The sequence below is a fragment of the Moritella viscosa genome, assembly GCF_900120065.1.
Lineage (GTDB): Bacteria > Pseudomonadota > Gammaproteobacteria > Enterobacterales > Moritellaceae > Moritella > Moritella viscosa.
Genome location: NZ_FPLG01000047.1, coordinates 101,513 through 127,157, shown reverse-complemented (window position 1 = coordinate 127,157; position 25,645 = coordinate 101,513). Strand labels below are relative to the sequence as shown.

The 25,645-nt window shown below is 37.8% G+C and carries 19 protein-coding genes; 3 read left to right on the top strand and 16 right to left on the bottom strand.

The window, feature by feature from the left end; genetic code table 11:
• Nucleotides 1-111 precede the first annotated feature (111 nt).
• The 5 genes from BT797_RS07650 to BT797_RS07630 all read right to left on the bottom strand — a co-directional run bounded on the left by BT797_RS07650 (nt 112) and on the right by BT797_RS07630 (nt 7,513).
• On the bottom strand, nt 112-3,561 hold the full coding sequence (locus BT797_RS07650) for a PAS domain-containing hybrid sensor histidine kinase/response regulator (RefSeq protein WP_075471562.1): 3,450 nt from the start codon (nt 3,559-3,561) through the stop codon (nt 112-114).
• A gap of 166 nt (nt 3,562-3,727) precedes the next feature.
• Complete coding sequence (locus BT797_RS07645; protein WP_045110223.1) at nt 3,728-4,159, bottom strand: hypothetical protein; 432 nt, start codon at nt 4,157-4,159, stop codon at nt 3,728-3,730.
• 4 nt (nt 4,160-4,163) lie between these two features.
• On the bottom strand, nt 4,164-4,826 hold the full coding sequence (locus BT797_RS07640; RefSeq protein ID WP_045110222.1) for a response regulator: 663 nt from the start codon (nt 4,824-4,826) through the stop codon (nt 4,164-4,166).
• Between the two features lie 110 nt (nt 4,827-4,936).
• Entirely contained in the window at nt 4,937-5,641 is a 705-nt protein-coding gene (locus tag BT797_RS07635) for an exonuclease domain-containing protein (protein WP_045110221.1), read from the bottom strand.
• 27 nt (nt 5,642-5,668) lie between these two features.
• The gene (locus BT797_RS07630) at nt 5,669-7,513 is read right to left on the bottom strand and encodes a DUF294 nucleotidyltransferase-like domain-containing protein (RefSeq protein WP_075471560.1); all 1,845 of its coding nucleotides are present in this window, start codon (nt 7,511-7,513) and stop codon (nt 5,669-5,671) included.
• Between the two features lie 279 nt (nt 7,514-7,792).
• Between BT797_RS07630 and BT797_RS07625 the strand changes: the two genes are divergently transcribed.
• Complete coding sequence (locus BT797_RS07625) at nt 7,793-8,044, top strand: DUF4212 domain-containing protein (protein ID WP_045110219.1); 252 nt, start codon at nt 7,793-7,795, stop codon at nt 8,042-8,044.
• Nucleotides 8,045-9,781 (top strand): sodium:solute symporter family protein, encoded by a 1,737-nt coding sequence (locus tag BT797_RS07620; protein WP_045110218.1) that lies wholly within the window; start codon nt 8,045-8,047, stop codon nt 9,779-9,781. It abuts the gene before it with no gap.
• A 161-nt stretch (nt 9,782-9,942) separates the two neighbouring features.
• On the opposite strand, the gene BT797_RS07615 is transcribed toward BT797_RS07620, so the two are convergent.
• The 11 genes from BT797_RS07615 to BT797_RS07565 form a co-directional block, all read right to left on the bottom strand.
• The gene (locus BT797_RS07615) at nt 9,943-11,094 is read right to left on the bottom strand and encodes a glycosyltransferase family 4 protein (protein WP_045110217.1); all 1,152 of its coding nucleotides are present in this window, start codon (nt 11,092-11,094) and stop codon (nt 9,943-9,945) included.
• 11 nt (nt 11,095-11,105) lie between these two features.
• Nucleotides 11,106-12,227, bottom strand: a complete 1,122-nt coding sequence (locus tag BT797_RS07610; protein ID WP_045110216.1) for a glycosyltransferase family 4 protein — start codon at nt 12,225-12,227, stop codon at nt 11,106-11,108.
• Between the two features lie 114 nt (nt 12,228-12,341).
• Nucleotides 12,342-13,247: a polysaccharide deacetylase family protein gene (locus BT797_RS07605; RefSeq protein ID WP_244534148.1), complete on the bottom strand. Its 906-nt coding sequence runs from the start codon at nt 13,245-13,247 to the stop codon at nt 12,342-12,344.
• A gap of 116 nt (nt 13,248-13,363) precedes the next feature.
• Nucleotides 13,364-14,491: a glycosyltransferase family 4 protein gene (locus BT797_RS07600; protein WP_052678308.1), complete on the bottom strand. Its 1,128-nt coding sequence runs from the start codon at nt 14,489-14,491 to the stop codon at nt 13,364-13,366.
• 72 nt (nt 14,492-14,563) lie between these two features.
• Entirely contained in the window at nt 14,564-16,255 is a 1,692-nt protein-coding gene (locus BT797_RS07595) for a right-handed parallel beta-helix repeat-containing protein (RefSeq protein WP_075471558.1), read from the bottom strand.
• Between the two features lie 137 nt (nt 16,256-16,392).
• A complete protein-coding gene (locus tag BT797_RS07590; protein ID WP_045112508.1) occupies nt 16,393-17,844 on the bottom strand; it encodes an O-antigen ligase family protein in 1,452 nt (483 codons plus the stop codon).
• 13 nt (nt 17,845-17,857) lie between these two features.
• The gene (locus BT797_RS07585) at nt 17,858-19,099 is read right to left on the bottom strand and encodes a glycosyltransferase family 4 protein (protein WP_045110213.1); all 1,242 of its coding nucleotides are present in this window, start codon (nt 19,097-19,099) and stop codon (nt 17,858-17,860) included.
• A complete protein-coding gene (locus tag BT797_RS07580) occupies nt 19,083-20,315 on the bottom strand; it encodes a hypothetical protein (RefSeq protein ID WP_045110212.1) in 1,233 nt (410 codons plus the stop codon). Before BT797_RS07580 ends, BT797_RS07585 begins: the two co-directional genes overlap by 17 nt.
• Before the next feature lie 42 nt (nt 20,316-20,357).
• Nucleotides 20,358-21,905, bottom strand: coding sequence for a lipopolysaccharide biosynthesis protein (locus BT797_RS07575; protein ID WP_045110211.1), 1,548 nt, complete (start codon nt 21,903-21,905; stop codon nt 20,358-20,360).
• 5 nt (nt 21,906-21,910) lie between these two features.
• Nucleotides 21,911-22,894: a sulfotransferase domain-containing protein gene (locus BT797_RS07570; RefSeq protein ID WP_075471556.1), complete on the bottom strand. Its 984-nt coding sequence runs from the start codon at nt 22,892-22,894 to the stop codon at nt 21,911-21,913.
• A gap of 38 nt (nt 22,895-22,932) precedes the next feature.
• Nucleotides 22,933-23,736 carry a WecB/TagA/CpsF family glycosyltransferase gene (locus tag BT797_RS07565; RefSeq protein WP_082293682.1) on the bottom strand — a complete coding sequence of 268 codons (804 nt, stop codon included), beginning with the start codon at nt 23,734-23,736 and terminating at the stop codon, nt 22,933-22,935.
• A gap of 417 nt (nt 23,737-24,153) precedes the next feature.
• On the opposite strand from BT797_RS07565, the gene BT797_RS07560 reads away from it, so the two are divergent.
• Nucleotides 24,154-25,641: an exosortase C-terminal domain/associated protein EpsI gene (locus tag BT797_RS07560; RefSeq protein WP_075471554.1), complete on the top strand. Its 1,488-nt coding sequence runs from the start codon at nt 24,154-24,156 to the stop codon at nt 25,639-25,641.
• The last annotated feature ends 4 nt before the right edge of the window (nt 25,642-25,645 follow it).

Genomic DNA, 25,645 nt, shown 5'->3' with positions numbered 1-25,645 from the left:
ACATTAGTTATTAATCTTAATAAACAAAAAGGCTTCTGATTTATCTCAGAAGCCTTTTTTAATATCCATCTGAAAGAGCATCGACAATATAGAACCAGAAAAAAATGCTATCTACTGACGAATAAATTGTATTTGCAGTGTTTCCGTTAATTGTGCGCTCATCATAGCTCTTAATGATGCAGGTTTAACTAACTTACGTAATAAACCAACTTTAGCCACCGCAGCTTTATCTTCAATCCCAATTTCCGTTGTCGCCGTAATAAGAATAGCGGGTATAACTGGGTTTATTTCTCTTAACGCTGAGATTAATGTTAGTCCATCCTCATCATTATCTAATTGATAATCGACCAACAAGATATCAAAGTCGCATTGTTTAAATAATGTCGTCGCACTCGCAATTGAACTGGCGCCATAAACTTCACAATCCCAACTGCTGATTAGCTCTAGCATACCTTCTAAAATAGCAGGATTGTTATCTATACATAACACAGCGGTTCCCGTCAGGTCCGTTGGCACAATAACCGGAGTGGTGCGTTCTTGTTGCAACGCTGTTGCTTCACAAAGTTGTAGACTAAACCGACACCCCCTACCTTCTACTGAATCAAGCGTCAACTGATGCTGTAATAATGCTGATAAACTAGTACAAATACTCAACCCTAACCCTAACCCATCATTCGAACCATTATTGGCCCTCAATTGGCTAAACTGTTCAAAAACACGTTCTTGATCTTTTTCAGCAATCCCCGGACCATTATCTAATAATTGAATACTTAACTGACCATTTTTTCGACGACAACCGAGTAATACGCGCCCAGGACTCGCATAGCGAAATGCATTACCAATTAAATTTTGTAATATACGACGTAGTAAATGTTTATCTGTATTGACCCAATGTGTTGTCGGCATAATGGTAAAACAAATCCCATGCTGTTTAGCCGCTGCAGAAAATTCATTCTCAAGTTGACTAAATAGCTCATTTAACGCGAATGTTTCGATATGGGGTTTAATACTACCGCTCTCGATTCGTGCAACTTCAGCTAAATTAACAATCATTTCGTTAGCCACTTTTAACGACAAGTCAATACTACTCACTTGTCTCTGCTGATTTTTATTTAGCTTAGATTGACTAGCCAGAGCCGATGTAAACAAACGCGCGGCTTCAAGCGGTTGTAACAAGTCATGACTACACACTTGTAAATAATGATTTTTTTTACTAAGTGCCTCATCTGCAACTACCCTCGCTTTTGCCAGTTCTTTATTTGCCTTTTCGAGCTTTTTAGTTCGCTCTGCGACTCGGGTTTCTAGATCTTGATTAGCTTCTTTTAATACCTGTTCTGCTTTCCGGAATGCGGTAATATCTGAAAATACCATTAAAAAACCACCGTCCGGTAATGGATTCCCTTCAATACGAATCACTTTGCCATCTTCACGTAGACGTTCAGAACTATGGCTCTGTCTTAAACGCAAAAAATCTAGGCGTTTTTGTACATGCTCTTCAATATTACCCGAACCACACAGGCCACGCTTAGCGTTAAAGCGTATTAATGACTCGACCGGACTGCCAACATGAAGGACATCATCAGGATAATTAAACAACATCGTATACTGTTTATTCCAAGCAACGAGTTCGAGTTCATCATTGATAATTGAAATCCCCTCTCTGGTATTTGCTATCGCACTTTTCAGCAAGTTTTGACTAAACTCTTGTCGATGACTGGATGCATTACCCACTAAGGTAGCAAGTTCATCTAGCGCAAAATCATGCCCGCCTAAAGCAGAATTAAGCACCAACCGTGCAGACGAAGACCCCATCACACTCGATAATACTTTCTCTGTATGATCAAGAGCATGCTCAACGGTCTCCTTAGCGGTATAACCTAACGTGATTGCCACCTGTTCAAATATTTTAAAACTTGCAGACGCTTTATCATCACCAACAAATTGCGCTGTTAGCAATAACAATTCATCGACAGATATGGATTGTCGTTTAGCTTTACCTTTATCTTTACCTTTACTTTCTACTAACGATTCGGATAACTGCCGCTTTAAAAACAACGCGCCCTGTATTCGTTCTTGAATACTCGTTCTGGTAACCAATGAAATAATTATCATTGATATGGCATTCATCGCAAGACACAGCAAATTAATTGCTGTTGAACTCGCAATACTCGTTCCTTCCAATGGGCTTTGGTAAAAACCAAGTTGGGGTAAAAAATTAATCAGCATCCACAATGAAAAACCGATACAGATCCCAGAAAACACCCCCTTTAATGTTGCGCGTCGCCAATAGAAAGCGGCTATCAATGCTGGGGTTAATTGCGCCAATGCGCCTAACGCTGTTACACCTAAGCTTGATAGCGTTGTTGGTGGTAGAAATAGAAACACAAGATAACTTAACAGGCTCACAAACAGGACTAATAGCTTTCGAATGTTAAGAAGTTTTAATCTAAACGCGTTGTATTGTGTCGGATGTTTATTCTTCTTGAATAGGATTGGGAATACGATTTCATTACTTAGCATCGTACTTAATGCGATTGTCGATACGATCACCATTGAACTTGCTGCTGAAATAGCGCCTAAAAACGCAAACAATGTCAGCCATGTTTGATCTTGCCTCCAAGGTAATACCAATACATACATATCTGCAGGAACACTATTACCCAGTAGTAAGTAACCAGCTAAACCTAAAGGCGCTGAGAAAAATGCAAATATAAGTAAATACAACGGGAAAATACGACGACTTAACCATGCATCTTGTTCGTCACGTAACTCCACAATCATGACATGAAATTGTCGTGGCAAAACAAAAAATGCAGCCATGACAATAATAAGCATACCAAACATAGCGCCGAAATCAGGGAACTCAAATGCACTTTCTAAGTCAACATTCGAACGAGCTTGCTGCCAAATGTCTTGTGGTGAATCAAAAACGATATAACAAATGAAAATACCAACACTAGCAAAAGCAATAATTTTTACCACGGCTTCAAATGCAATCGCGAGCATAATTCCCGGGTGACGTTCTGTCACATCAATATTACGAATACCGAACAAGATACTAAAACCAGCCAGAACAAAACTAGTGACTAAGCCAAGCTGCCAAGGCATAAAATCTTGCTGAATTTGTAACTGCTGAAAAGAATATACGATGGCTTTAATTTGCAATGCAATATAGGGCATTGTACCGAGTAACGAAACGGCCGTGACTAAAATAGCGAGTGCATGTGATTTACCAAAACGGGCAGCGAGTAAATCAGCAATTGATGTTAAGTTAAAAGTGATACTGGTTTGAATTATTCGTTGCAAAAAAGGCCAAGCGAAGAACAGCAACAATATCGGGCCTAAGTAAATAGGTAAGTACGAATAAACACTACTTGCAGCCTGTCCCGTTGTACCAAGAAAGCTCCACGAAGTACAATAAACAGAAACAGCAAAAGCATAAATTAGCGCTTGCCGTTTTCCTTGGATAAGATGACGATATTTATCACCCAAATACGCAATTAAAAATAACAATGCGATATAAAAAAAACTTAATAGCATTAGCTGCCAATTTTCGAACATACTATAACCTACCCAGCGACAACCTACTCAACTGTAACCTATCGAACTACGACTGAATTAACTTATTCAAGAACAGAGAAAGCACGATACCCAAGCCACTCAAAGTGGACAAATTAAAAACCACAAAAGAGATATTCAAAACATGACTTGGATATATACAAAACGACTAAAGCGAGGTTTCAAATTCGCTAATGTAATCGCCCCCTTTAATTGAGGCGATCAACCTTAATTTATAACTTTTCGAGGTACGGGCTAATTCACGCAGTGGTGTTTGTGCTTGCCAGTAATAATTACTTTGTACCTGAGATAGGGGAAATGCAGTCGCTGTATTATCTTCACCGACTAGGAATAGCACCGCTTCATCAAGAGGGAAAGTAGAATTAACGATAGTTGAACCCGCTTTATCAAACACGTTTATTTTAAAGTCACCACTTATCAACACACACCCTCCAGCAAGTACTTCACAAGAAGATTCTGGTATTAATGTGATTAACTTAGTTTTATCCGCATCACTTTCAATGAAATAATCAGATGCTATATAGCCCAATACAGCTAATAATGGTGCGACAAGCACTGCCACTTTAGTATGTTTATTCATGCACTTATTCCTTTAAGCTATTACTATACTCTACGACGTCCAACTGACCCAACATCATTGCAGCTTGTGTCCGATTCCGCACATTTAACTTACGGAAAATAGCACTCGCATGGGCTTTAACCGTCGCTTCAGCGACACAAAGCTTATCCCCAATTTGCTTATTAAGGAGTCCTTCAGAAAACATCATTAATATTCGATACTCTTGAACGGTTAAACTCGCAATCGCTTCATCGGCTGTGCTATTCGTTTCTTCTTTGATTCTTTCATATGATCCAGGAACCCATAACTGACCAGCTAAAACCTGACTAATAGCCGAAATTATTGTCGGTACGGATTCAGATTTTGGCACAAAACCCGATGCGCCATGCTGCATTGCTTTACTTATGATAGCCTCATCACTGTAAGCAGAAATCACAACCACAGGAATATTCGGGTATTGTTTTCTGATACGGATTAAGTGATCGAATCCATGTGCACCAGGTATGTTTAGGTCCAACAACAATAAATCAGTATTTTCGTTAGCAATAAGGCACTCACTAACACTTTCGACAGTTTCAGCTTCCAGCCAATGCGTCGTTTTAAATTGTTCTTTTAATGCAATCAATAATGCTTGACGAAATAGAGGGTGATCGTCAGCAATGATGATTTTTTCTGGCATTACGTGCATATTCATCCATGTGTTGCTACAAATAATTTCCCCCACTATACATGACGCCATGTAATCAAACTGTGACGAACTTAACTTGCTCAGTTAGAGCTAAACAACGACATAACTAGCTAACTAAAAGCAGTAGAGATCAAAGATTTAAGTTTTGTATTTCCTTTGTGCTCTGAATATTGCACTTTTGCCATAAATAGTTCCGCAGTGGCAATCGCATCGTTCAATGCATTGTGTGCAGGATAGTGTGGTAAGCCATATTCATCACGTAAATTACTGAGATGCAGTGTAGATGGCGCATAAGCTTGGCTGCATCTATCATGTCGTTTTTTGGCTAATACTAGCGTGTCAATTATAGGAAAAACAGGTGCCATCCCATAAAGTTTTATACAGGCTTGTTCGAGAAATGTTTTTTCAATTTGAGCATAATGGACCAGCATTGTTTTTCCGGCCAATGCGGTTAATAAGTCTTCGACCACACTGGCTAATGGCCGCCCACCAGCTTTCTCTTGATCTGTAATGGTATGTATCATGACATTCTTCTCTTCGAGTGCACAATGCGCAGCAACAATTTGGTGATAACAGCTACCCAACCTAATTTGGTTTCCTGATAATTCAACATAACCAATACTCAAAATATCATCATGTTTTGCATTTAGCCCTGTAGTTTCAAAGTCGACAGCTAAAATATCACTGTGCATGATAGGCTTATCAAGATCGATAATTGGGACACTCAAATACTGCTTCAACGCCCCTTCCGGCGCTTTAGTTAATAATCGCTTTCGCTGTTTTTCCAAGCTAAAGAAAGATTGTATAAGATTCATCACACATCCTTATTAGTTGACCTACTGCTAAACCATTTGGCGATAGTTTTGCATTGCTTTAACGACTTTAAACGCATCTTTTAAATGTTCGCGTTCTAATCGAGATATCTCTTTTGGTAACAAATAGCTATCAGCCTCTTCACCTTTTTCTATCTGCTTGGCTTGATGCTCTGCGCGCAACATACCTAACAATTCAAACGCATCAATTAAGTTAGCCGACTCAGTTCGACTTAATGATGGCGTACCCGCCGCTAATCTTAATCGCATGATCGTATTAACATCTTCAATCCCCTCAGCCAGCGCGTAAATGCGAGCCAAATTAATAATAGGAGCCAATCCATTATGCTTAAGGTCGAGACCTTTTTTGTTATTTCCATCATGAATAAGTACAAAATCACGAAAGAAACCTAATGGTGGTTTCTGTAATAAGGCATTCCGAGATAAATGTGCTAAAAATAAGGTGTTCTTTTGGGTTTGTATGAGCATATTACGACGAACATCTTGCAATAACGAACTATCACCATGCACAGTAGTGAGATCAAAAAACACGCAACTATTCAACAATGCTTGAGGTTCAGGTTGCGTCACCCAATCGGTAAAGTACCCTTGCCAAACTTGCTTTTTTTGTCGCCACAGCTGATTCGTCGCCATAATATTACCCGGACAATAAATATAACCACAGGCCGCCAAACCATCACAGATGAAATGGGCGAAAGCTTCAAACCAGCCTTCTTGTTCAGGGGTAGCATGATCAGCAATGATTAACGCATTATCTTGATCTGAATAAACAAGTTGTTCCTGCCGCGCTTGTGAACCCGCACACAACCAAGCATAACTTACCGGAGCTCCCCCTAATTTTTGTTCTGCTAATTCTATCAACCGGATAGTAAATGCCATCGTCAGTGCACTAATGTTTTTACCTAAATAATCTGCGCTAGCGCCCAGTTTAGCCATGCTTACTTGTAGTTTAGGTAACATCGAACTAAGTTCAACCAGAGCATCGACAGAACTTGCTTTATGGATCACAGAACTTAAATTTACTGCATGATGGCCTTCTTGATTCATTAAATCCGTAGCCGTTAACATCCCAACTAACACCCCATGACTTGTCACTGGCAAATGATGAATTCGCTGACTTATCATCAATGCTAAAGCGTCATGTCCACACAGGTTGATATCAATTGTCGCCATTTTCTCGGTCATAATTTCTGTAACAGGGTCTTGACTACTCAATCCTGTAGCAACACAACGTCGTCTAATGTCTTTATCTGTCACTATCCCCGCAGGGTAGCCATCAGCCATAATAACAAGACAAGATACATTTTTTTCTGTCATGTATTTTGCAACATTTTGAATACTTGCTTGGCTTGATATCGTAATTGCAGGACTATTGTAATAATCCATAATTGGCGCATTGGTCAGACTAGACGCAATCAATGCAGATTCACTTACCGCTCCCATTTTATTCTGTAAACGCTGCGGAGCCGTTTGTAATAAAAATTGTAACGCATTAGGGTAGTCAATCAGTAATTCCTGCAATACTTTGAAATCAATAGAGTAGATTAAACTATCTTCTTCAATCCGTAAGGTTATCTGTAATTCCTCTATATTTTCTTGGCATAATACACTACACAAATCACCCTCAGAAAACTTAGCCTGAAGTTCGTTTATCTCGTTGTAATAAGCCACAACGCCCTTTTTAACCAGATAAAGCATGACTTGATCGTCGCGCAGTGTTTCTAACTTTGATTGATTTCGGTAATAACCAATTGAAACGCGTTTAGCAATGAGGTGACAATCCTGATCACTCAACAAATTAAAAGGAGGAATGATTTTAATAAAATCAACCATATCGTTTAATGCTGCATTCATATCTCAATCCCTACCCGTTAATCAAAGAACGCTAATTAAAGTCTACCCACTCGCTTTATATGTTTAGTTTTAACCTATCTACCTCTAAATCGTCAACGCCCTGAAATAATATATAGACGAAAGTTGTATAGGGTTAATTTTTAAAGATTGATAGATTTACAACATGCTAGTTGCGAGCACCAACAATTTGTCATTCAAGTTAAGGACAACTTATTAAGGTGATCAACCACTATCTAATTTACTTACTAAGATTTAATCGTTTTTTTTGGGAGAAAGGATATGGAACAAGAAAACGCCTATTGGCAAGCTAATATACGACTCATATTAACGTGTTTAGTTATTTGGTTTGTCGTGTCATTTGGCTGCGGTATTTTATTCGTCGAGCAGTTGAATGAGTTTAGACTTGGCGGATATAAACTCGGTTTCTGGTTCGCGCAACAAGGTTCAATTTATACCTTTGTTGGTTTGGTATTTTGGTATGCAGTGCAGATGAATAAACTGGACAAAAAACATAACGTTGAGGAAGAATAAATGAGTGAATTAAAACTCTATACCTATATCGCCGTATTTGGTTCATTTACCATTTATTTTGCTATTGCTTGGTTTGCACGTGCTAAAACAACCAGTGATTTTTATGCTGCGGGTGGCGGCATTAGCCCATTACAAAACGGTATGGCGATTGGTGCCGACTGGATGAGTGCCGCATCATTCTTATCAATGGCAGGTCTTATTGCCTTCTTAGGTTACGGCGGTTCAGTCTTCTTAATGGGTTGGACGGGTGGTTTTGTACTCCTTGCTACCCTACTTGCTCCCTACATGCGTAAACATGGTAAGTTTACTGTGCCAGAATTCATTGCCGACCGTTATGATTCAAAGACAGCACGCATCGTTGCCATTGTCTGTTTAATTGTCGCGTCAGTAACCTATATTATCGGTCAAATGAAAGGGGTTGGTGTTGCTTTTTCTCGTTTCTTAGAAGTTGATTACGACCTAGGTTTAGGCATAGGGATGATTGTAGTATGGGTTTATGCGGTACTTGGCGGTATGAAAGGGATCACTTACACACAAATCGCGCAATATTGTGTACTTATCTTTGCTTATACTATCCCAGCAGTATTTATTTCATTACAACTGACAGGTAATCCAATTCCTCAACTCGGTTTAGGCAGTACCCTTGCTGACGGTAGTGGTGTGTATCTACTTGATAAAATCGATATGGTTGTTACCGAGCTTGGATTTAAACAATATACCACTGATAACATGGGGGGCACATTAAACATGTTCGCTTACACCATGTCACTTATGATCGGTACAGCTGGTTTACCCCATGTAATTATGCGCTTCTTTACTGTTCCAACGGTTAAAGATGCACGCGCTTCAGCAGGTTATGCATTAGTATTCATCGCCTTACTTTATACTGTAGCGCCTGCAGTAGGTGCAATGGCACGTTTCAATTTAATGAACACAATTGAACCAACGGCTGGTCAACCGCTTGAATATGAAAAGCGTCCACAATGGTTTAAAGATTGGGAAAAAACAGGATTATTGAAATTTGAAGATAAAAATGGTGATGGTAAAATCCAATATGTAGCTGACCCAGCTAAAAATGAAATGGTTAAAGTTGACCGTGACATTATGGTACTGGCAAATCCTGCCATTGCAAATTTACCAAACTGGGTGATAGCACTGGTTGCAGCAGGTGGCTTAGCGGCTGCACTATCAACGGCTGCGGGTCTGTTATTGGCTATTTCATCAGCGATATCTCACGATTTAATGAAAGGCATATTAGTCCCGAATTTATCGGAAAAAAGTGAGCTAAAAGCCAGCCGTATTGTCATGACAATGGCAGTCATTGTTGCAGGCTATCTCGGACTTAATCCGCCTGGGTTTGCCGCAGGAACAGTTGCCCTCGCCTTTGGTTTAGCTGGTTCCTCTCTGTTTCCAGCGCTAATGATGGGGATTTTCTCTAAGAAAATTAATGGCCAAGCAGCTGTTGCTGGTATGTGTTCCGGTTTAGGTGTCACTATGCTGTATGTATTCCAACATAAAGGTATTATGTTCATCCCTGGTACATCATTCCTCGGCGGTATGGAAGAAAACTGGTTCTTTGGCATTTCACCAAATGCATTTGGTGTAGTTGGTGCGATAGTTAACTTCTCAGTTGCTTTCATTGTTACCAAAGTCACAGGTGATGCACCGTTACATATTCAACAACTGGTTGATAACCTACGCTTCCCTCGTGGTGCAGGAGCCGCAGCAGACCATTAGCAGTTACTTTATTCTGATATCGCTAACGTTAATAATCTTAGCGATATCTTTAACAAATACCTAAAGAATGAATAAAGCCCTGGACGCGGAAGCATTCAGGGCTTTTTAAGTTCAGGTCAATCACTTGTACTGTTGAATAAGACTTAACACTAGAGAAAGGTTCAATCAAAAGGTAATACATTGGTTAAAATATCGCGATAAACAGCATGAGTTCGCCTCGCCACATTATCAGAATGATACAAATCTAGCGCTAATTCTTTAGACTTCGCAGCCATTGCTAATTGTAATTCTTTACTATCTAAAATCTCTCTCAACTTGTCCGCAATATGTTGTTCATTAAATGGGTTAACTAAGTAACCTGTTTCACCATTTTTTACCATATAAGGCATACCGCATCGATTTGAAGTAACAACAGGAACACCTGCCGCCATCGCTTCTTCAATACCCATTGGCGAGTTTTCTTCTAAAGAGGTCAATGCATAAATTGATGCACGACTTAGTTCTTTCATTACTTCTTCAGTAGATATTCTCCCCAGCAGATGAACATGTTCAGTAAGGTTATTATCTAATATCCATTTCTGCTGTTCTTTGGCGTAAAGACTATTGCCCACGCTACCTGCAATTCTAAGCTGCACATTATATCCAGCACCAACCAACAAGCCCACAGCTTTCACCAACTGTAATGTATTTTTACGTGAGCAGATCACGGCTGAGGTAAAAATAGTGCCTACTTTTTCACTACGAACTAAGGCAAAGAACTTGTCTGAAATTGGGTTATCAATATCATAGACCATAGCGGAAGAAACAGATGAAACTCTCTCTCTCACATAAGGACTAATTGAAATTATATTTGGTTGCTTTGCCCAACTCCCCTTCTCTATATATTCCCATAATTTTGATCTTAATCGTTTGAACCTGCCATTTGCGAGTAAAGTGTCAGCATAAATAAAACCATGTACAGTAAACACTTTAGGCATAGGTAATTCATTGATCATAATGCCATAAGTATCATGAGCATGGATTAAGTCAGGCCCTAACGTGTTCACATAATCAGCAATCAGCACCTTACTTTTAGTAACCGCATTAATTAACTCACTACCTTTAGGCCTAGGCAGGCGGTGAATTGTCACTTTCCCCCAGTTATTTTTCGTTATTTTCTTTGTTTTCGCACAAAGGGTCACAACCTGAATATCTAGATCAGAAAATGCTGATAGTGCGTGAACTAAGTTAACACTCACGGCTTCAACACCACCGAAAGGACGATTAGTATCAGCAGGGAATTGTGTAACAAATGCAAGTTTTAGTAACGCCATGAGAAAGCCATCTAAACTTGAGCTGCAAGGTTAATAAAGATCTTTTCAAACTCATCCATTACGTGATCAACAGAATGATTTTCTTGATAATACCGACGGGCGTTAAACGAATACTCTAGCCATAATGTACGTTCAGAACAAAGCTTACGAATACCTGAAACTAAATCATCTTTATTCGCAGCACTTATTCCAAGATTTCTTTCTTGTATTAGGTAGTCAGGATCAAATGTGGAAACAATTGGTAAGCCTTGGCTCCAAGCTTCTAAAAAGGTATTCGGAAAACCCTCATACTTAGAAGAGCAGCAAAATATAGTACTCGAACGATACAGTTCAGGCATATCAGCCCGTGCAACCATACCCAAATAAGTTACATTTTCCATTTTATTCATTGTATCCATTAACCTTTGTGAATATACATCTTCTTTACTCGGGCTTCCCCCGACAGTAAAATTATATTCAGATAATTCAGCTGCAACCTGCAATAAAACCTCTAGGCGCTTACTTTCATGAATCCGTGCAACCCAAAGTATAGTCGGCTTATCTGTATACCACTCTAGTGGTTGATAATCACTATCATCAGGGCATGGCATAGGCATAACCGAAGAGTCTAAATTAAAGCCTTTTTTCAATGAATTCATTTGTGTTTTAGTTTGCGCAATGATCTTATCAGCATTTAACAAGCCATACTTATACAGCCAGCGATCTCTTAACGTATGCATAATTGGAAAACTAGGATCGGCATCGGCATCGTTAGCCAATGAATAGATAAATTGCCTATTATTTGCTTTACACCACATCGCGACCTGTCCGGTAATATATTCCCCACAATTTTGGTAATAGACATCAGCATCAGCACGTCTCATCGCTCTAATTAACCCGGACCATCTCGGATGGAAAAAGCGAACGCCTGGCAAGCCTGAATCTTGAGGACAGATTTTTATCACACGAATACCATCGACGACTTCATCATCAACGCCCCCTTCAGTCCAAGTCAATAAAGCGACATTATGACCTTTTTCCACTAAGCATTTAGCCATCAGACTGGTTTGTCTTTCAACCCCCCCAATAGAACCTTGGCTCCCCCCTTTAACTGCACCGTATGCAAAATGCGCCACAAGACAAATATTAGCCATGATATTTTAACCTTGAATTAAGTAAGTAGTAATATATTCACTACTAAGTAAGTCATTAAATGGTGTCAATATCTAACGAATTCTATTTCAGTATTTCCTAAATATAGAATATGCCTAGCGATTAAGCTGATAAATAATTTCATATTCTGTTTTATTTGAGGGGAAATTAAAGCGATTTAATTTCATTAAATCATCCTCAGCCTTGCACAATCCAGTGTTTGTTGAGAACGCTGCGCGATAACCATTTTGTTTAAGCAGGCTAATCGAGAGACTATTATAATTACCATTAGGATAACAAAAATAGCGACAGTGTATGGATAACTCTTGCTCGATACGCATTTTTGATTTTTGTAATTGTGACAATATTTGTGATTCGGACAAACTATCTAGTCGCCAATGATCAGTAGTATGGCTAGCGATATCTAAGCTACCACTTTTTACAGCTTCTCTTAATAATGACCAAGAAACGATACCAGACCAATCATCTTTCGCACAGATATCACGTAGTGCTTTCCCTGAACGTAATTCCAGCATTTCAGATAGCGAATCGAATAACTGGTTCATTGCTATATCATCAGTAAATCTTTGCTTACAAGTGTCTCTAAATCGCTTAAAACTCGTTTGTAAATCTCGACGGGATCTTGCATCAAAAGTATAAATGTTCTCTTGATATTCAAGCGATATTAATTCGCCCATGTTTTGCTGCAATGCATAATCTAAACGATCAAACCAGAATGGAAGTCCTGAATCTATATGTCCAGTGGCAACAAATAACACAGGTTTAATACCAAACTGCTGACAAATAGGTAATGCATAATCAATACTGTTACGATAACCATCATCGAAGGTAATAAGTAGTGCATTATTAATTGATGGTATTTTCCCTTCTAACATATCGACGCATTGCTCTATGGTGATAAATTGATAATAACGAGAGAGAATTTGAAGTGTTCGCCGTAGTTCGTTTGGAGGCAGTTGAGGTCTTAGTGGATTCCAAGTAACTTTTTTATGGCTAGTCATAACACCATGTAACATTATTACTGTAATGTGATGACGATTTTTAAAGTGTAAATATCGTAACATCCCAAATAAATTAAGAAAATAGAGAATATATTTTTTTAATAACGATTTCACTATCACCCCTTTTTACTTTCAAGTACGACGTTTATGTGGTGAGCAATTATTGCCGCTGTTTTTTCCCAAGTATAATTCTCAAGAAAGTATGCATAACCCCGACTGCCAAACTCTTTACATTTGTGAGGTTCAGACAACAAGGTTATCAAACGCTGTGCTAATAGATCTGTATCATTACATCCAACCAAATAACCCGTCACGCCTTCTTGAACAATATCAGGAAGCGCACCTAAATCATTAGAAACAACAGGTAATTTATGAGCAAACGCCTCGAGAAACACAATCCCAAAAGGCTCTCTTCTTGTTGGTAAACAAAACAATGATGCTTGTAAGTAATAATCTTGCACCTCAGCCAACGGTACTGCGCCAACAATTTTACAATTTTCGACGTCAACATCAGGAGAACAACCAACAATGGTCAATCTAGCATCAGGATGGACCTTTAAAACAGACTTAAATGCTTCAATTAACCTAGGTCCTCCTTTTCGTTCCCAATCAACCCCGACAAACAGAATATTTTTCATTTCATAACGCTGCTCTAAATAGTCAACATTATCAGGGGGATTAATATGACTACCACATCGAGCCATTACAACATCATGCGGATCACACCTGTATTGCTCAACAATGGATGTTAAAACATGACGACTCATAGTAAAGTTAATCGTAGCATGATGATAAATCTGTTTTTCAGCGTTAGTCCAACTATCTCGATACAACTGCTTTGGATCAAATCCGGGGTAGAATAAATTAGCTAAATGGGTATGATCTGTATATAAGAAATGAGGAACTGAATCAGTACTTGCATCGAACAATGATTGAGTTTGAAAAGTAAATAAATATTGATCTTGTGCTAATCTTTTCAATATTTTCAGGCGAATTCTCTTCATATAAAAACTTGTACGCGTCCTACATTTCATTAATTCCTTATTACCAAATAAAATTTCCTTTTTGTATTGAAAAAATGCAACAAGTAAGCACAACGGGTCTCGACGGCTGATTAAATCATTTACATCTATTACATCAAATTCATAGGAGGGAAATTTAACTTGCAATGCATCAAGTAATTTTTCATTGGTATGAGAAAAACTAGCCATCTTAATAAATGCTATTTTTTTTGGTCTCGTCATGTTATTTCCTTTTCATTACCCGCCATCGTTTAATAATAAGTCCATTAATATATTTAATGATAGTTATGCTAATCAATTGATAGATATACCCAATATTTCAGGAGGATTGGGACGTCCCGTCCGTTCACCTGTCAAATTTTGATTCTCATATGCCCCAATATCAATACCTCCAATCACGCGAACACCACCTTTTATATCTTTATCTAAAGTTGTAGAAAAGATTGCAGTATATTTATTTAAAATAAAATTAATCATTGTTCCAGAACCTATCGCAGGACTTAAAAGGCTTATTTCAAAGCTACCATTAATAAATTTAGGGGGATCATAAATACAGACAAGGCACATTGTATTCTTAAATTTATAATTAAATTTGGAGTGGTAGATTAGATTATTCGTAATTTTGTTACCCGCATTTGAAGTGCCAATATAGAGATCATATGCACTGCTTTCATTTCTTTCTACAATAATATTATTTATAAAAATTAAATTCGAGCCTTCACCTTCAAACCCTTTATCTGTATTTATTATTGTATTATTTATTGCTCCCCCCTTACTACCGCCACGAAAGTGAATCGCAGACCCTGTTGAATAAATACTACTAGAGGCCCAATTTTCGTCCCATATTGAATGCTTAATATTATGTATAACATTACCAATAACCCAAGTTTCAACAGAACTATCCGAAACTATCACGGCATCAACGGCATCAGATATATAGTTATTAACAATCCAAGTATTTTTAGCTTTGTTATGCACAACGATTGCTGCACCTGTAGAGGTATTCCCTCTATGCTGTCGCCAATCATATACAACATTACCCATAATTAAGGTGTTATTTGCTGTTTTTACATCGACTGCATTTTCTAAATTACTATAGAATTCATTATTAATAATAAAAACATCGCTGGGTCGATTATTATCACTCGTTGAAGCTCTACTAACTTGTACTGAATCACCACCTAAATTGTGAATTTTATTATTAAAAATCCAAACTCTATCTACATTTATATCAGGGTGAATACCGTGATAGTCATTTTCCTGTGATTCACCTAATGAAGTCTCACTATCGTCATAATCATTCCCTAAAAAAGAAATTTCATTATTATAAAGTAAAATATCATGAAACCGATTAGCTGATGAATTACTATAAATCGGTATAGCACTACCACTCCCATAACCAATTCCATCACCAGTAAAAGTTAAATTTCTAATCACAACATTAGACAGTGAGCTATTATCGTGTGTACGTAAGCTTAATGATTTTCTATTTTCAAATTTTAAATTTTCAATAAAAAGATACTGCCCTTTAGCAATTATTTCACCTGTAATAATTGCTTTGTTAGTTGAGTTCCCACCTCTAAACCACACTGGTTTCCCAGGCGTTCCATTTGCCTTAAAAATAATTTGGCCCCCACCACTATAAGGCCCACCATGAATTTCTACATAAGACCCTTCTGGATAAGTCGTTTCACTGATAGTTAATCGAGGTTGGCCTGGCGAGCCGTTAGGATTATCTTTATCTGTAGCCGAAGCATGAGTTGAATCAATATAATAAGTGGGCAATCCCATATTTTTGGCGGCTTGCCATGACACAGGCGCTTCACCTGTAATAGGGTGAATAACCTCCCCTTGATAACTGCTATCAACCCATGTCGACATTGGATTAGGTACACTAAGAGGTAATATGCTTGCTGCAGCGCCATAAGTTATAAAAAATATACTAACAAACCAAGATAAAATTCTAAGTTCTAATTTTTTACACATAATATCCATCCACAATAGTTATTAATTAACTATAATTTCATTTTTCACTGCTATATATTAAAGTTGATAATCACCAAAAAATCTAATCTGATCCGCCCGTTTACAACAAAAAATAATGAGTAATAAAGGTAGGTAAACTACATTTTTACAAAAAACCTATGATGCACAGCCTCAGAAGGACATATTAATTCACTTTTATCATTTGAATTTACCCTATCTCTCTCAACATATACCCTTAACATTAAGGTAATCGCAACCCACATCCCCACAGCACCTTCCCTAGGATAAAAAGTCTGGCTCCCTATAGAAGCTAATAAAAATGCAGCAACGAATGAAAAACAGACGCCACCCGTTACGATATAAATATTTTCAACCTTCTCTCTAAATAGAGACCAAGAATATTTTAGTACGATAAAATAGAATAAAAACACTGGTACAGCCCCTACAAAACCATTATCTTGCACCCATTGTAAATAAGCATTATGTGGATGTGGGAATACTTCCCCGACCCCATGCCTTTCAATTATCTGACGGGTAATACCTAATCGAATCATTGAACGTCTGCCATGACCAATTAACGGTTCGTCTAAAATAGATTCCCATACTAAAGGCCAAACGAGTGTTCGCCCAGAGGTCATTGAGTGCGTATCAACCTGCCCACCAGCAAAGTCAATATCTGTAAATGTCTTGATTACTCCTGAGTTATTTTTCAGAATCCCCTGACTAATTCGCTCTAGAGCTGAAGGCGCAGCCAGCATAATAGAAAACAGTACAATTGGTGCAAACAACAAATACTTCCTCCACTTCATTGAGCATATAATCGCACCTAAGACAAGCCAAGTAACATAACCTACACGACCTCCAGTCATCGCTATTGCAAGCAGGATCGCAAAACAAGCAGGTATAATTAAAAATAAATAAGTTTTACTACTAACATACTCTTTAAGACAAAAAATGGCCCAAAAAGCCCCACTCATCATCATAGACATATTAACTCGATGAAAACCTATGTTATTAGAAATCACCTTTAACGCTTTACGTTGTAGCGCCTCCCCACTCATTGTTAATGATCCAAATTTCATAGCTTGTATTACTTGTAATGCAAGTAGAAAAAACATCAGCATAAGGGTCATTAATGCGAAATTATACTGCTGCCGACTTCGGCACCCATCAAAAATAATCATTGAAGGGATAACCCATTTCACGCAATTAATTAAATATTCATTTACTGTATACATGCCTCCTGAATCACCTGATAAGTATAAAGAGATACCTTCTATATCAGCGAAATATCGCAGTACACTTATAAAAATAAATATAAAATAAAGGCAAAGTAAAATATTAATTTTGGATGGCATATCCCAAGAGATATTGTCTTTTTTTCGCCCACAGAGCCAAGACATAAAAACATTAATAAATAAAAAATTCCAATGATTAAAACCAGATATCCCTGCAATTGACTTCGGCATATCGGGGTGTTGAAAGACAGATATTAATAATACTAACCAACAAGCACCACGGAACCAATCTTTCCATGCATAAACAGATAAGTAGCTAATAAGTAATGTTAAAAGAGTAATTCTTATCATAATTAAAGCCTGGTTAATGACTACTAGAAAATTCAGAAAATATTTTAGACCATTGTACTTCAACATTTTCTACTGAAAATTTACGTGTATTTTGTAACGCATGATCAGAAAACTTTTTATATTGTTCATCATTTATTAACAACCGAACAAACTTATTCGAGAATTCCTCTGTCGATAATTCAGTAACTAAATATCCATTTTCATTATTTTGTAGTAAATCACCTAAATCTCCGACATCAGAAGTAATAGCAGGTAATCCACACATCATTGCTTGTATAAGAGCTTGTGATAAGCCTTCGGAATCTGAAGTTAAAACAAAGCACCGAGATTTTTGTAACCATGTGTGCACATTGTTTTGCCAGCCAACAAAGTGAATATCTGCGTCTATATGTAATTTTTGAGCTAGCCTTTGCAATTCTTTCTTACTTGGTCCATCACCAACAATAACTGCATTTAAATTTGGTAGTTTTTCTTTCGCTAGCTTTATTGCCTTTAATAATCTGTCTGCACGTTTTATTTCAGAAAGTCTGCCAATAAAAATCAAATCATATTTTTTTTCTATCTCTTGGTTAGGCATAAAAATAGTGGCATCAAAACCACCAGGTACTATTTCAAATTGACTATTTATGCCTCTTTCTTTAAAAAATTCGATTGCACTAGTACCCATCGAAACCACTAAATCAAACTCCTTAATAGCCTCAACAAGTAATTTTTCAATAAAAAAATCTTCTTTACCAATACGATTAAATATTCGATTTTCAGTCTCTATTCCTCCACGGCTAATCTCCCTAGGACCACCACCACAAATATACACAGACTTAGCACCAATCAACTTAGCTAAAATGACCACAAACAAGCCGTTAACTAAAATGTGGAATCCAACAAGTACATCAGGTCTTTCTTTGATAGCTACCCATGAGAAATAAATTAAACGCGAAGCCACCTTACCGAACAGTTTAGATAACCATGAAGGCGCGTACGCACCACATACATTATGCATTTCAGGTACTGGTGTAGATGCTATCATTTTTAAATGTTCACAATTTGATGCTTTAGCCATTGGCCGTAAATGTGTTATCAACCAATGGTCAGAATAAAATGTTCCTGTCGCTAATATTTTAAAAGGTTGTTGAACGTGTTTTTTGTGGGGTAATCTTTTAAACAATTTAACCAAAAAATAATGAAAAACTAGGATGATTCTTAATAAATATCTATAGCAACATTGGCAAATATTGGCTTTACTTTTCTCGTTCATCTAAAATATCCATATTAGGGAAAGTTAAACACTCCCATTTAATTGATATGCTCATTTTTCCTAAATAATCTTTTTCATTAATGATTAAGTTTTCATACTTAACTCCATTGACATACAAGTATGTTTTCTCAGGCTCACTTACATACCAAGTTAAGCCATTCAGATCCTCGCCAGCATACACAGTTTCTAAATAAATATGAGTTTCACCATTTATCATTTTCACGTCAAAACACAATTCTTCAATCGTACGGTTGTAGCCTAATAATCGGCGAGTGGTTGCCGTGAGTATTTGTTTATGACGTTGATAGTTTGCTAACAACTCAAAAGCATTTCGGGTTTTATCTTGAAACGGTACTTCTTTACTAAAAACCTTACCTAAATGACTATAAAGGACACTACAGCCTTTATTTTTCACTAGAGTGTCTAGCACTGGTTTCGTTAATACCTGATCAATACCGCGTACAGAATCAAAAACAGAAACACCACCCCAAGATGGGTTGCAACGCATAAATTCTATGACGTTAGTTCCATCTAATAACAGTGCTCTTCGTAATACTTTATTATCTTTATGCATTGCATACTTTTTACTACCAAAGCGTGCTAACCAACCTTTGATAAATTCGAGTAGAATGGTTTTTATCGACTGTATCTTATCGCCCTTATTAAAAAGACCGGCGTAGCATCGTCTTGTATTTTGCGCAACAATACTCGTCACCCTTCCCTTCCAAATAAAGGGAAGTGCGCCAGTTTGTACAGTAAGATCTGTATGGTATGCCTTAGCCCCTTTTATAGACCCACTCCCCTGCATAATATCGTGATCTAGATTCGTTGGCGCTTGCGCATGGTCGATCCAGACTTCGATTTTTCGCTCCCCTTTTTGAATCTCCGACCAACACACTTCTATACGAGATCGAGAGTCAACAAAATCACCAAACGAATGCAAACAGTCAATATGCCCAGACTCAATTAACAACTGTATTTTGTTTCGTCCATCATCATCCGCATTTGTATAAGAAAAATTATGATCAGGCATATCAAAATAAATAGTATTACCCACTTCTAAATCGACGCCTTTTCCAAGTAAGGTATCTTCGCTGGTATTTAAATATCGCGCCGTTTCAAAGTAGATCTCTTTATTCGGAGTTTCATCTAAATCACTGCAAATAGATAACATAGCTCTATAAGGATAGGGGTATTTTCGTAAACTAACATCCATATTTAACCAACCTTATTAATAATTTCATTTCAAAATATATGATTAAAATTTACAACAGGAGATAATTTTATGTTGCATATTTTTAGGGACTAAAAATATGAAATAGATAATACTCGTGACAATGCTAGCAAATAAAAAAGTGACTAATGCTGTGCTGTTATCATCCGAATCAAAGGCTTGACGCGACCAAAAAATGAATCCTAAAAATGGAGTGGCGTATATAACAGGCTTGATAAAACTACAATAGACATAATTTAACCATGGTAGCTTTAATTGTCTGCATGTATAAACAGGGATAATAAAGCCGTAAACAATATTCATGGGTACAACAAATAATATAGCGGCAGTGGTCAGTTCCCAGTTATCAAGACCAGTCCAAAGCAGGCCGATAACAAAGATAACAAATACTGCAATGCAAGCTGCGATAGAAATGACACCATGTCGATTCATCCCCATCAGTATTCGGATTGAGGTATCCTGCCCCATCGGCAGCAACTGTCCTGCAGCTAAAATCATGATCAACGGCCATTGCGCATACTCATTGCCCATCCAATATTGTAAAATAACATCCCCATAAATAAACAAAAAACCTAAACTCGGCAACGTGAATGCAAAACTAAGTGCCGTGGTATTAATAAAAAGATACTTAATTTCTTTAATATCACCGGTTCCAAGCATGGATCCCGTAGTCGGAGTTAACATTAAGGTAAACTTCGTCATGAACGTTGAAATTTGCTTAGTTAATGCCATAGACCTTGCAAAAACAGCTAAAGCAGCAGGCCCCGTAACACTAACCAGCATTATACTAATCGTTTGTAATAGAATGAGGGGGGGAATATTAGACAGCATGCTTTTTATACCAAATATCAACATTTCTAGACACGTTGACCAATTCACCATACGTAAATCAAAATGAAATTCTTTACATACTTTTCCCACAGAAATAAAACGAAGCACTTCAAAAACAGTTGTCGAAATTAAATAGCCTAGCGCCATCCCCACGACACCTAATTCTGTTAAATGTAGTGCAGAAACCATCAATATTAATGACAATATACTGTCGCCTGCATGTAATGCATTATGAATATCCCAACGGTGGTATCCCGTCAACAGTCCACATGCAGAACCTGTTAGCATCCGAACAGCGACACTAAAGCCTAAAAAAAGCACCACCCATTGCGCTGTTGTCGTATTTTCTTTTAATGCATCACTAAAATAATGGGGTAATAACACATAAAACAAAACAGTACATAGAACAGTAATAAGTGAAAAAATAACTTGTACGAACACAGCTGAGTTTGCCACCTTATTTAATAAAACAAACTCCCCTGCAGAACGGTGTTTTGCAATATAACGGTTAAAGCATGCCCCCATACCTAGCCCTACTAGAGTTAAGTAACTAACAAAAGACCAACCAAAATCCCAGACACCTAATGCGACTTGCCCAACTTTATCATCCACGAGTCTAGGCATAATAAAACCAGAAAAAACAAGAACAAGCTGGCTACTCCAACTCACCAAAAGATTCCATGCAAAACGATCCTGTCCTGTAAGATCTTCTTTTCTAGGCGCGCCTGAATTTGTTTCCATTCACTTTATTCCAAGTAGCCAAGTGAATGACAATATTCACCCGCTACTTGGGAAAACTTAACGAGCTCAGTGTCACTAAGTTCCTCTTTCCATCGATCATCTAGTTTTATCTCTTCACTTTCATCTAAACGCATACCATTGCCAACCACGTGATGATCTACAGTTTTAAAATCCAAACGTTTATTCTTTGAGTCAACACCAATAAATTCAAATAATTTATCAAGAGTCTCTTCAGTGTTATTACAAATATCTTCATAATGTACTTTAATCCACTTACGCTTATCCATCGTCGCGAGTACAGCTTGAGTCTCTTGATTACAGCGAACCCACTCATGAGCACCGACATCAACACCTCGCCGGCTTTCTTGGGTTTTACCAGAACCACCACCTCGAAATTGAGGATCTTTAGCATCCGCATATTTCGAAGGGTCCTTATATGCTAATGAGACACCTCTTCCATCCCGAACAACCCAAATCACTTTAAGATCAAGCTCTTTATTTTTTAGTAAGTATTTAAGGCGAATACCAATTTTTGACGAATCTATAACAGTATGTGCTCTAGCCTGTTCAGCAACAGCGCAGATGTAATCGGCGTTACGTTGTTGTAACTTTGGAAGCTGTTTACGCCATGTTGGTGACAGTAATAGCAAACAATCCCTTATTAGTTCCATAACCGGAGAGCGAACTAACGGCTTAAGTAATCTGAGCATGTACGGCGTTGCCCCAGTTCGGATATCCGTTCCAGCATCAGAAACGCAAAACTCTTGTCCTCTATTCGCCATATTTTCACTAACGCCTTGCCAGAAATTACACTCGGCAACTAATTTTTTGCAAGAACATAAATAGCTTTCCTTATCACCTAAATGTACTGCTTTTAATTCGCCAACACTGCATAAATCAGGATGGGCACCTAATAACATTGCCGTCATAGTCGTACCAGAATGACTAGCCGCAGCTAAATAGATAAGTTGTTGTTTTTTATTTTGCATAATTTTCATCAGTAAGAATTGATAGCTAATTCAAGTGACTAAAGAGGTTTACTCGGATAAAATATTTCTTTGGCTAACATTGCGAGAAACAAGGTGTTGGTGACCAAATAACGCTTCCACAACCGCGCAGGCTCTTGCTTCACTCGATACAGCCATTCCATACCATATTTTTGCCATACTAGCGGCGCTCGTTGAACTTTACCTGCAAGTACATCAAATGAGCCACCAACGCCATGAACCACAGGTACACGCATGGTGTTATTCCAGCGAACCATAAATTGTTCTTTTTTTGGAGAGGTGATAGCAACAAATAAAACATCCGCATTGGAATCTGCAATTGTCTGTGCAACGGTTGCTTCTTCGCTGTCAGTAAAGTAACCATGTTGCGAACCCGCAATTACCACACCAGGGTACTGCCGTTCTATTTCAGTGACCGTTTTAGCCACAATTTCAGGCGTTGCACCTAAACAGAATATCCGATAACCTTTTTTATCGCCTCGCGCTAAAATCCCATGCATCAGGTCAATACCGGCAACACGTTCTGGTAATGTTTTTCTCAGTATTTTACTTGCTTTGACGACAGAGCAGCCATCAGCAAGGATCATATTCGAAGCGCGGACGTCCTTATCTAACGCAGGGTTACGTTTCATATTCACAATCTTAGCCGCGTTTAACATACCAATGTGTAGTGATTGCCTATTTTTGATGGCTCGGTCAATATTATCTAAGGCCAGCACAGATGTTAAGGCATGAACCTTGATACCAAATATATTGACATATTCTTGTGACACCTCAAATTTAGAAAGAGATGAATAACGCTCACACTCCTCAAATAACAGCATTAATAACCACCTTAATCACAAATTCGACTTCAATTCGATGTTAATCATTCGATTTAAGAGCAACAAGGATTTGCATGTAATGACATTCTCACAAGCATAGTGCAAGCTTTGTCACTATGCCTATGCATTGTTAGTAATCAGACTAAATGATCGTAGCCCAGTTATTTTCATACAATTAATTATAGAAAAACAGTCTCTTACAATGTGAAACTATTCAAACAGATGCTTTAATGATGCGAATAATAATATCCTTAACTAAACTCAACAACGCTACTCTTACAAGTGTATTTAAATCTTACAATAAAAGTTAAAAAATGGTTTATGACTTAGTATCAACACCTTACGCGATACCAAAAGCAATGCTGCGTATTAATAATAACTTACCTATTAGTAAAATGATTATATTAGGAACATCCTATGAGGGCCTATAATCGAAAAATATTAATCTCATTTTTCCTGTTTAATTTTTTATTTGTGTTAGCGGTTAACTCAATTGTAGTTGTCAATCTCATTGAGGAGTGGTGGAGTACTGGCGCTTATAATCATGGTCTATTAGGGCTAGCACTTGCAATATATGTTTTTTGGACAAAAAGAGAGGATTTTTCATCACCGCAAAGTAACCTATTCGCCCTGGGTCTACTCATAGCAACGAGCCTATTACTCTTAGTCGCCAATCTAGCCAGCATTGGTCAACTACAAATACTTAGCTTATTTCTTGTCATATTAGCGTTATTGCTTTCTTTTGTTGGTTTTCAATCTGTCACTAAGCTATTACTGCCTTTGCTGATGATTTTATTAATACTACCTATCTGGAATATATTACAACTACCGCTAAGAGATATATCTACGTGGGTAAGTTTCCATGGTGTAAATCTATTAGGATTTGAAATAATTAGGCAAGGATATAAGCTGATAACACCCAATGGCATTTTTATGGTTGAAGAAGCCTGTTCCGGACTGAGCTTCTTCTTAGCCTCTGCCTTATATGCTGTTTTTGTCGCGCAAATTAATCATCTATCTCGGCGAGCAACGGCCATTTTTTTTACTTTAGCTATAATAGTTGCAGTCATCGCTAACTGGATCCGTATTACAGCTATCATCATCGTCGGAAGCCAAACCGCGATGCAGCATTTTATCATCCAAGACCATTTAACATTCGGCTGGTTAGTTTTTGCAGCTTGCTTCATACCTGTCATCATTGCAGGAAACACCTATTTTGGTGAACAATCCCCTCAAAATAGCAAGCAGAAGGAAGTAATAAAGCAACCACAACAAATAAGTGCATGGTATTTACTCGCAGTATCGACCATCACTCTATTTTTTGCGGCTGCGACAATAATACTCCCCTCCCGCTTCGACCCTCATTATAAATTCACTCTACCTATGATCCCATCCTATACACACTTATCATTAAATAATGTAACGAGTCAAAACTGGTACCCCATTTCACACGGTGCGACTAGCGAAGAGTTTAATTATTTTTTACAAGGTGATGATTTACTGCAAGTTTACTTGGCAAATTACGCTCGACAAAGACAAGGGAAAGAAATTATTTTTGTTGGAAATACCCTCTTTGATAAAAATCGCTGGCTCAATGTCAAGCAACAAACAACCCTATTAAACTCCACCTCTCTTAAGCAGGTCAATTTAATCACGCTCAAAAAAGACAACCAACGTTCTCGTTTAATTGCCTATTGGTACTTAGTCGACAGCCACTTTATAGCCGATAAAAAAACAGCTAAATGGCATGAGGTTCAAGCCGCGATTAAGGGCCAACCTGGTGCGACACTCATTGCGATTGCAATTGATTACAGTAATGAAAATGAAACGCGAGCCTTAAAAACGATGACTGATTTTGTCACTCTCTTTAGCTCACAAGCGACCAACATGAACAAATCAATATAAGAAG

Coding starts and splice junctions, on each gene's coding strand:
- BT797_RS07565 (WP_082293682.1), bottom strand. CDS start 23,736: ATGCTGTTATTTGAGGAGTGTGAGCGTTATTCATCTCTTTCTAAATTT.
- BT797_RS07590 (WP_045112508.1), bottom strand. CDS start 17,844: ATGATAAGAATTACTCTTTTAACATTACTTATTAGCTACTTATCTGTT.
- BT797_RS07615 (WP_045110217.1), bottom strand. CDS start 11,094: ATGGCGTTACTAAAACTTGCATTTGTTACACAATTCCCTGCTGATACT.
- BT797_RS07630 (WP_075471560.1), bottom strand. CDS start 7,513: ATGAATGCAGCATTAAACGATATGGTTGATTTTATTAAAATCATTCCT.
- BT797_RS07600 (WP_052678308.1), bottom strand. CDS start 14,491: ATGACGAGACCAAAAAAAATAGCATTTATTAAGATGGCTAGTTTTTCT.
- BT797_RS07580 (WP_045110212.1), bottom strand. CDS start 20,315: ATGGATGTTAGTTTACGAAAATACCCCTATCCTTATAGAGCTATGTTA.
- BT797_RS07605 (WP_244534148.1), bottom strand. CDS start 13,247: ATGACTAGCCATAAAAAAGTTACTTGGAATCCACTAAGACCTCAACTG.
- BT797_RS07625 (WP_045110219.1), top strand. CDS start 7,793: ATGGAACAAGAAAACGCCTATTGGCAAGCTAATATACGACTCATATTA.
- BT797_RS07640 (WP_045110222.1), bottom strand. CDS start 4,826: ATGCACGTAATGCCAGAAAAAATCATCATTGCTGACGATCACCCTCTA.
- BT797_RS07650 (WP_075471562.1), bottom strand. CDS start 3,561: ATGTTCGAAAATTGGCAGCTAATGCTATTAAGTTTTTTTTATATCGCA.
- BT797_RS07575 (WP_045110211.1), bottom strand. CDS start 21,905: ATGGAAACAAATTCAGGCGCGCCTAGAAAAGAAGATCTTACAGGACAG.
- BT797_RS07585 (WP_045110213.1), bottom strand. CDS start 19,099: ATGAACGAGAAAAGTAAAGCCAATATTTGCCAATGTTGCTATAGATAT.
- BT797_RS07595 (WP_075471558.1), bottom strand. CDS start 16,255: ATGTGTAAAAAATTAGAACTTAGAATTTTATCTTGGTTTGTTAGTATA.
- BT797_RS07610 (WP_045110216.1), bottom strand. CDS start 12,227: ATGGCTAATATTTGTCTTGTGGCGCATTTTGCATACGGTGCAGTTAAA.
- BT797_RS07635 (WP_045110221.1), bottom strand. CDS start 5,641: ATGAATCTTATACAATCTTTCTTTAGCTTGGAAAAACAGCGAAAGCGA.
- BT797_RS07560 (WP_075471554.1), top strand. CDS start 24,154: ATGAGGGCCTATAATCGAAAAATATTAATCTCATTTTTCCTGTTTAAT.
- BT797_RS07645 (WP_045110223.1), bottom strand. CDS start 4,159: ATGAATAAACATACTAAAGTGGCAGTGCTTGTCGCACCATTATTAGCT.
- BT797_RS07570 (WP_075471556.1), bottom strand. CDS start 22,894: ATGCAAAATAAAAAACAACAACTTATCTATTTAGCTGCGGCTAGTCAT.
- BT797_RS07620 (WP_045110218.1), top strand. CDS start 8,045: ATGAGTGAATTAAAACTCTATACCTATATCGCCGTATTTGGTTCATTT.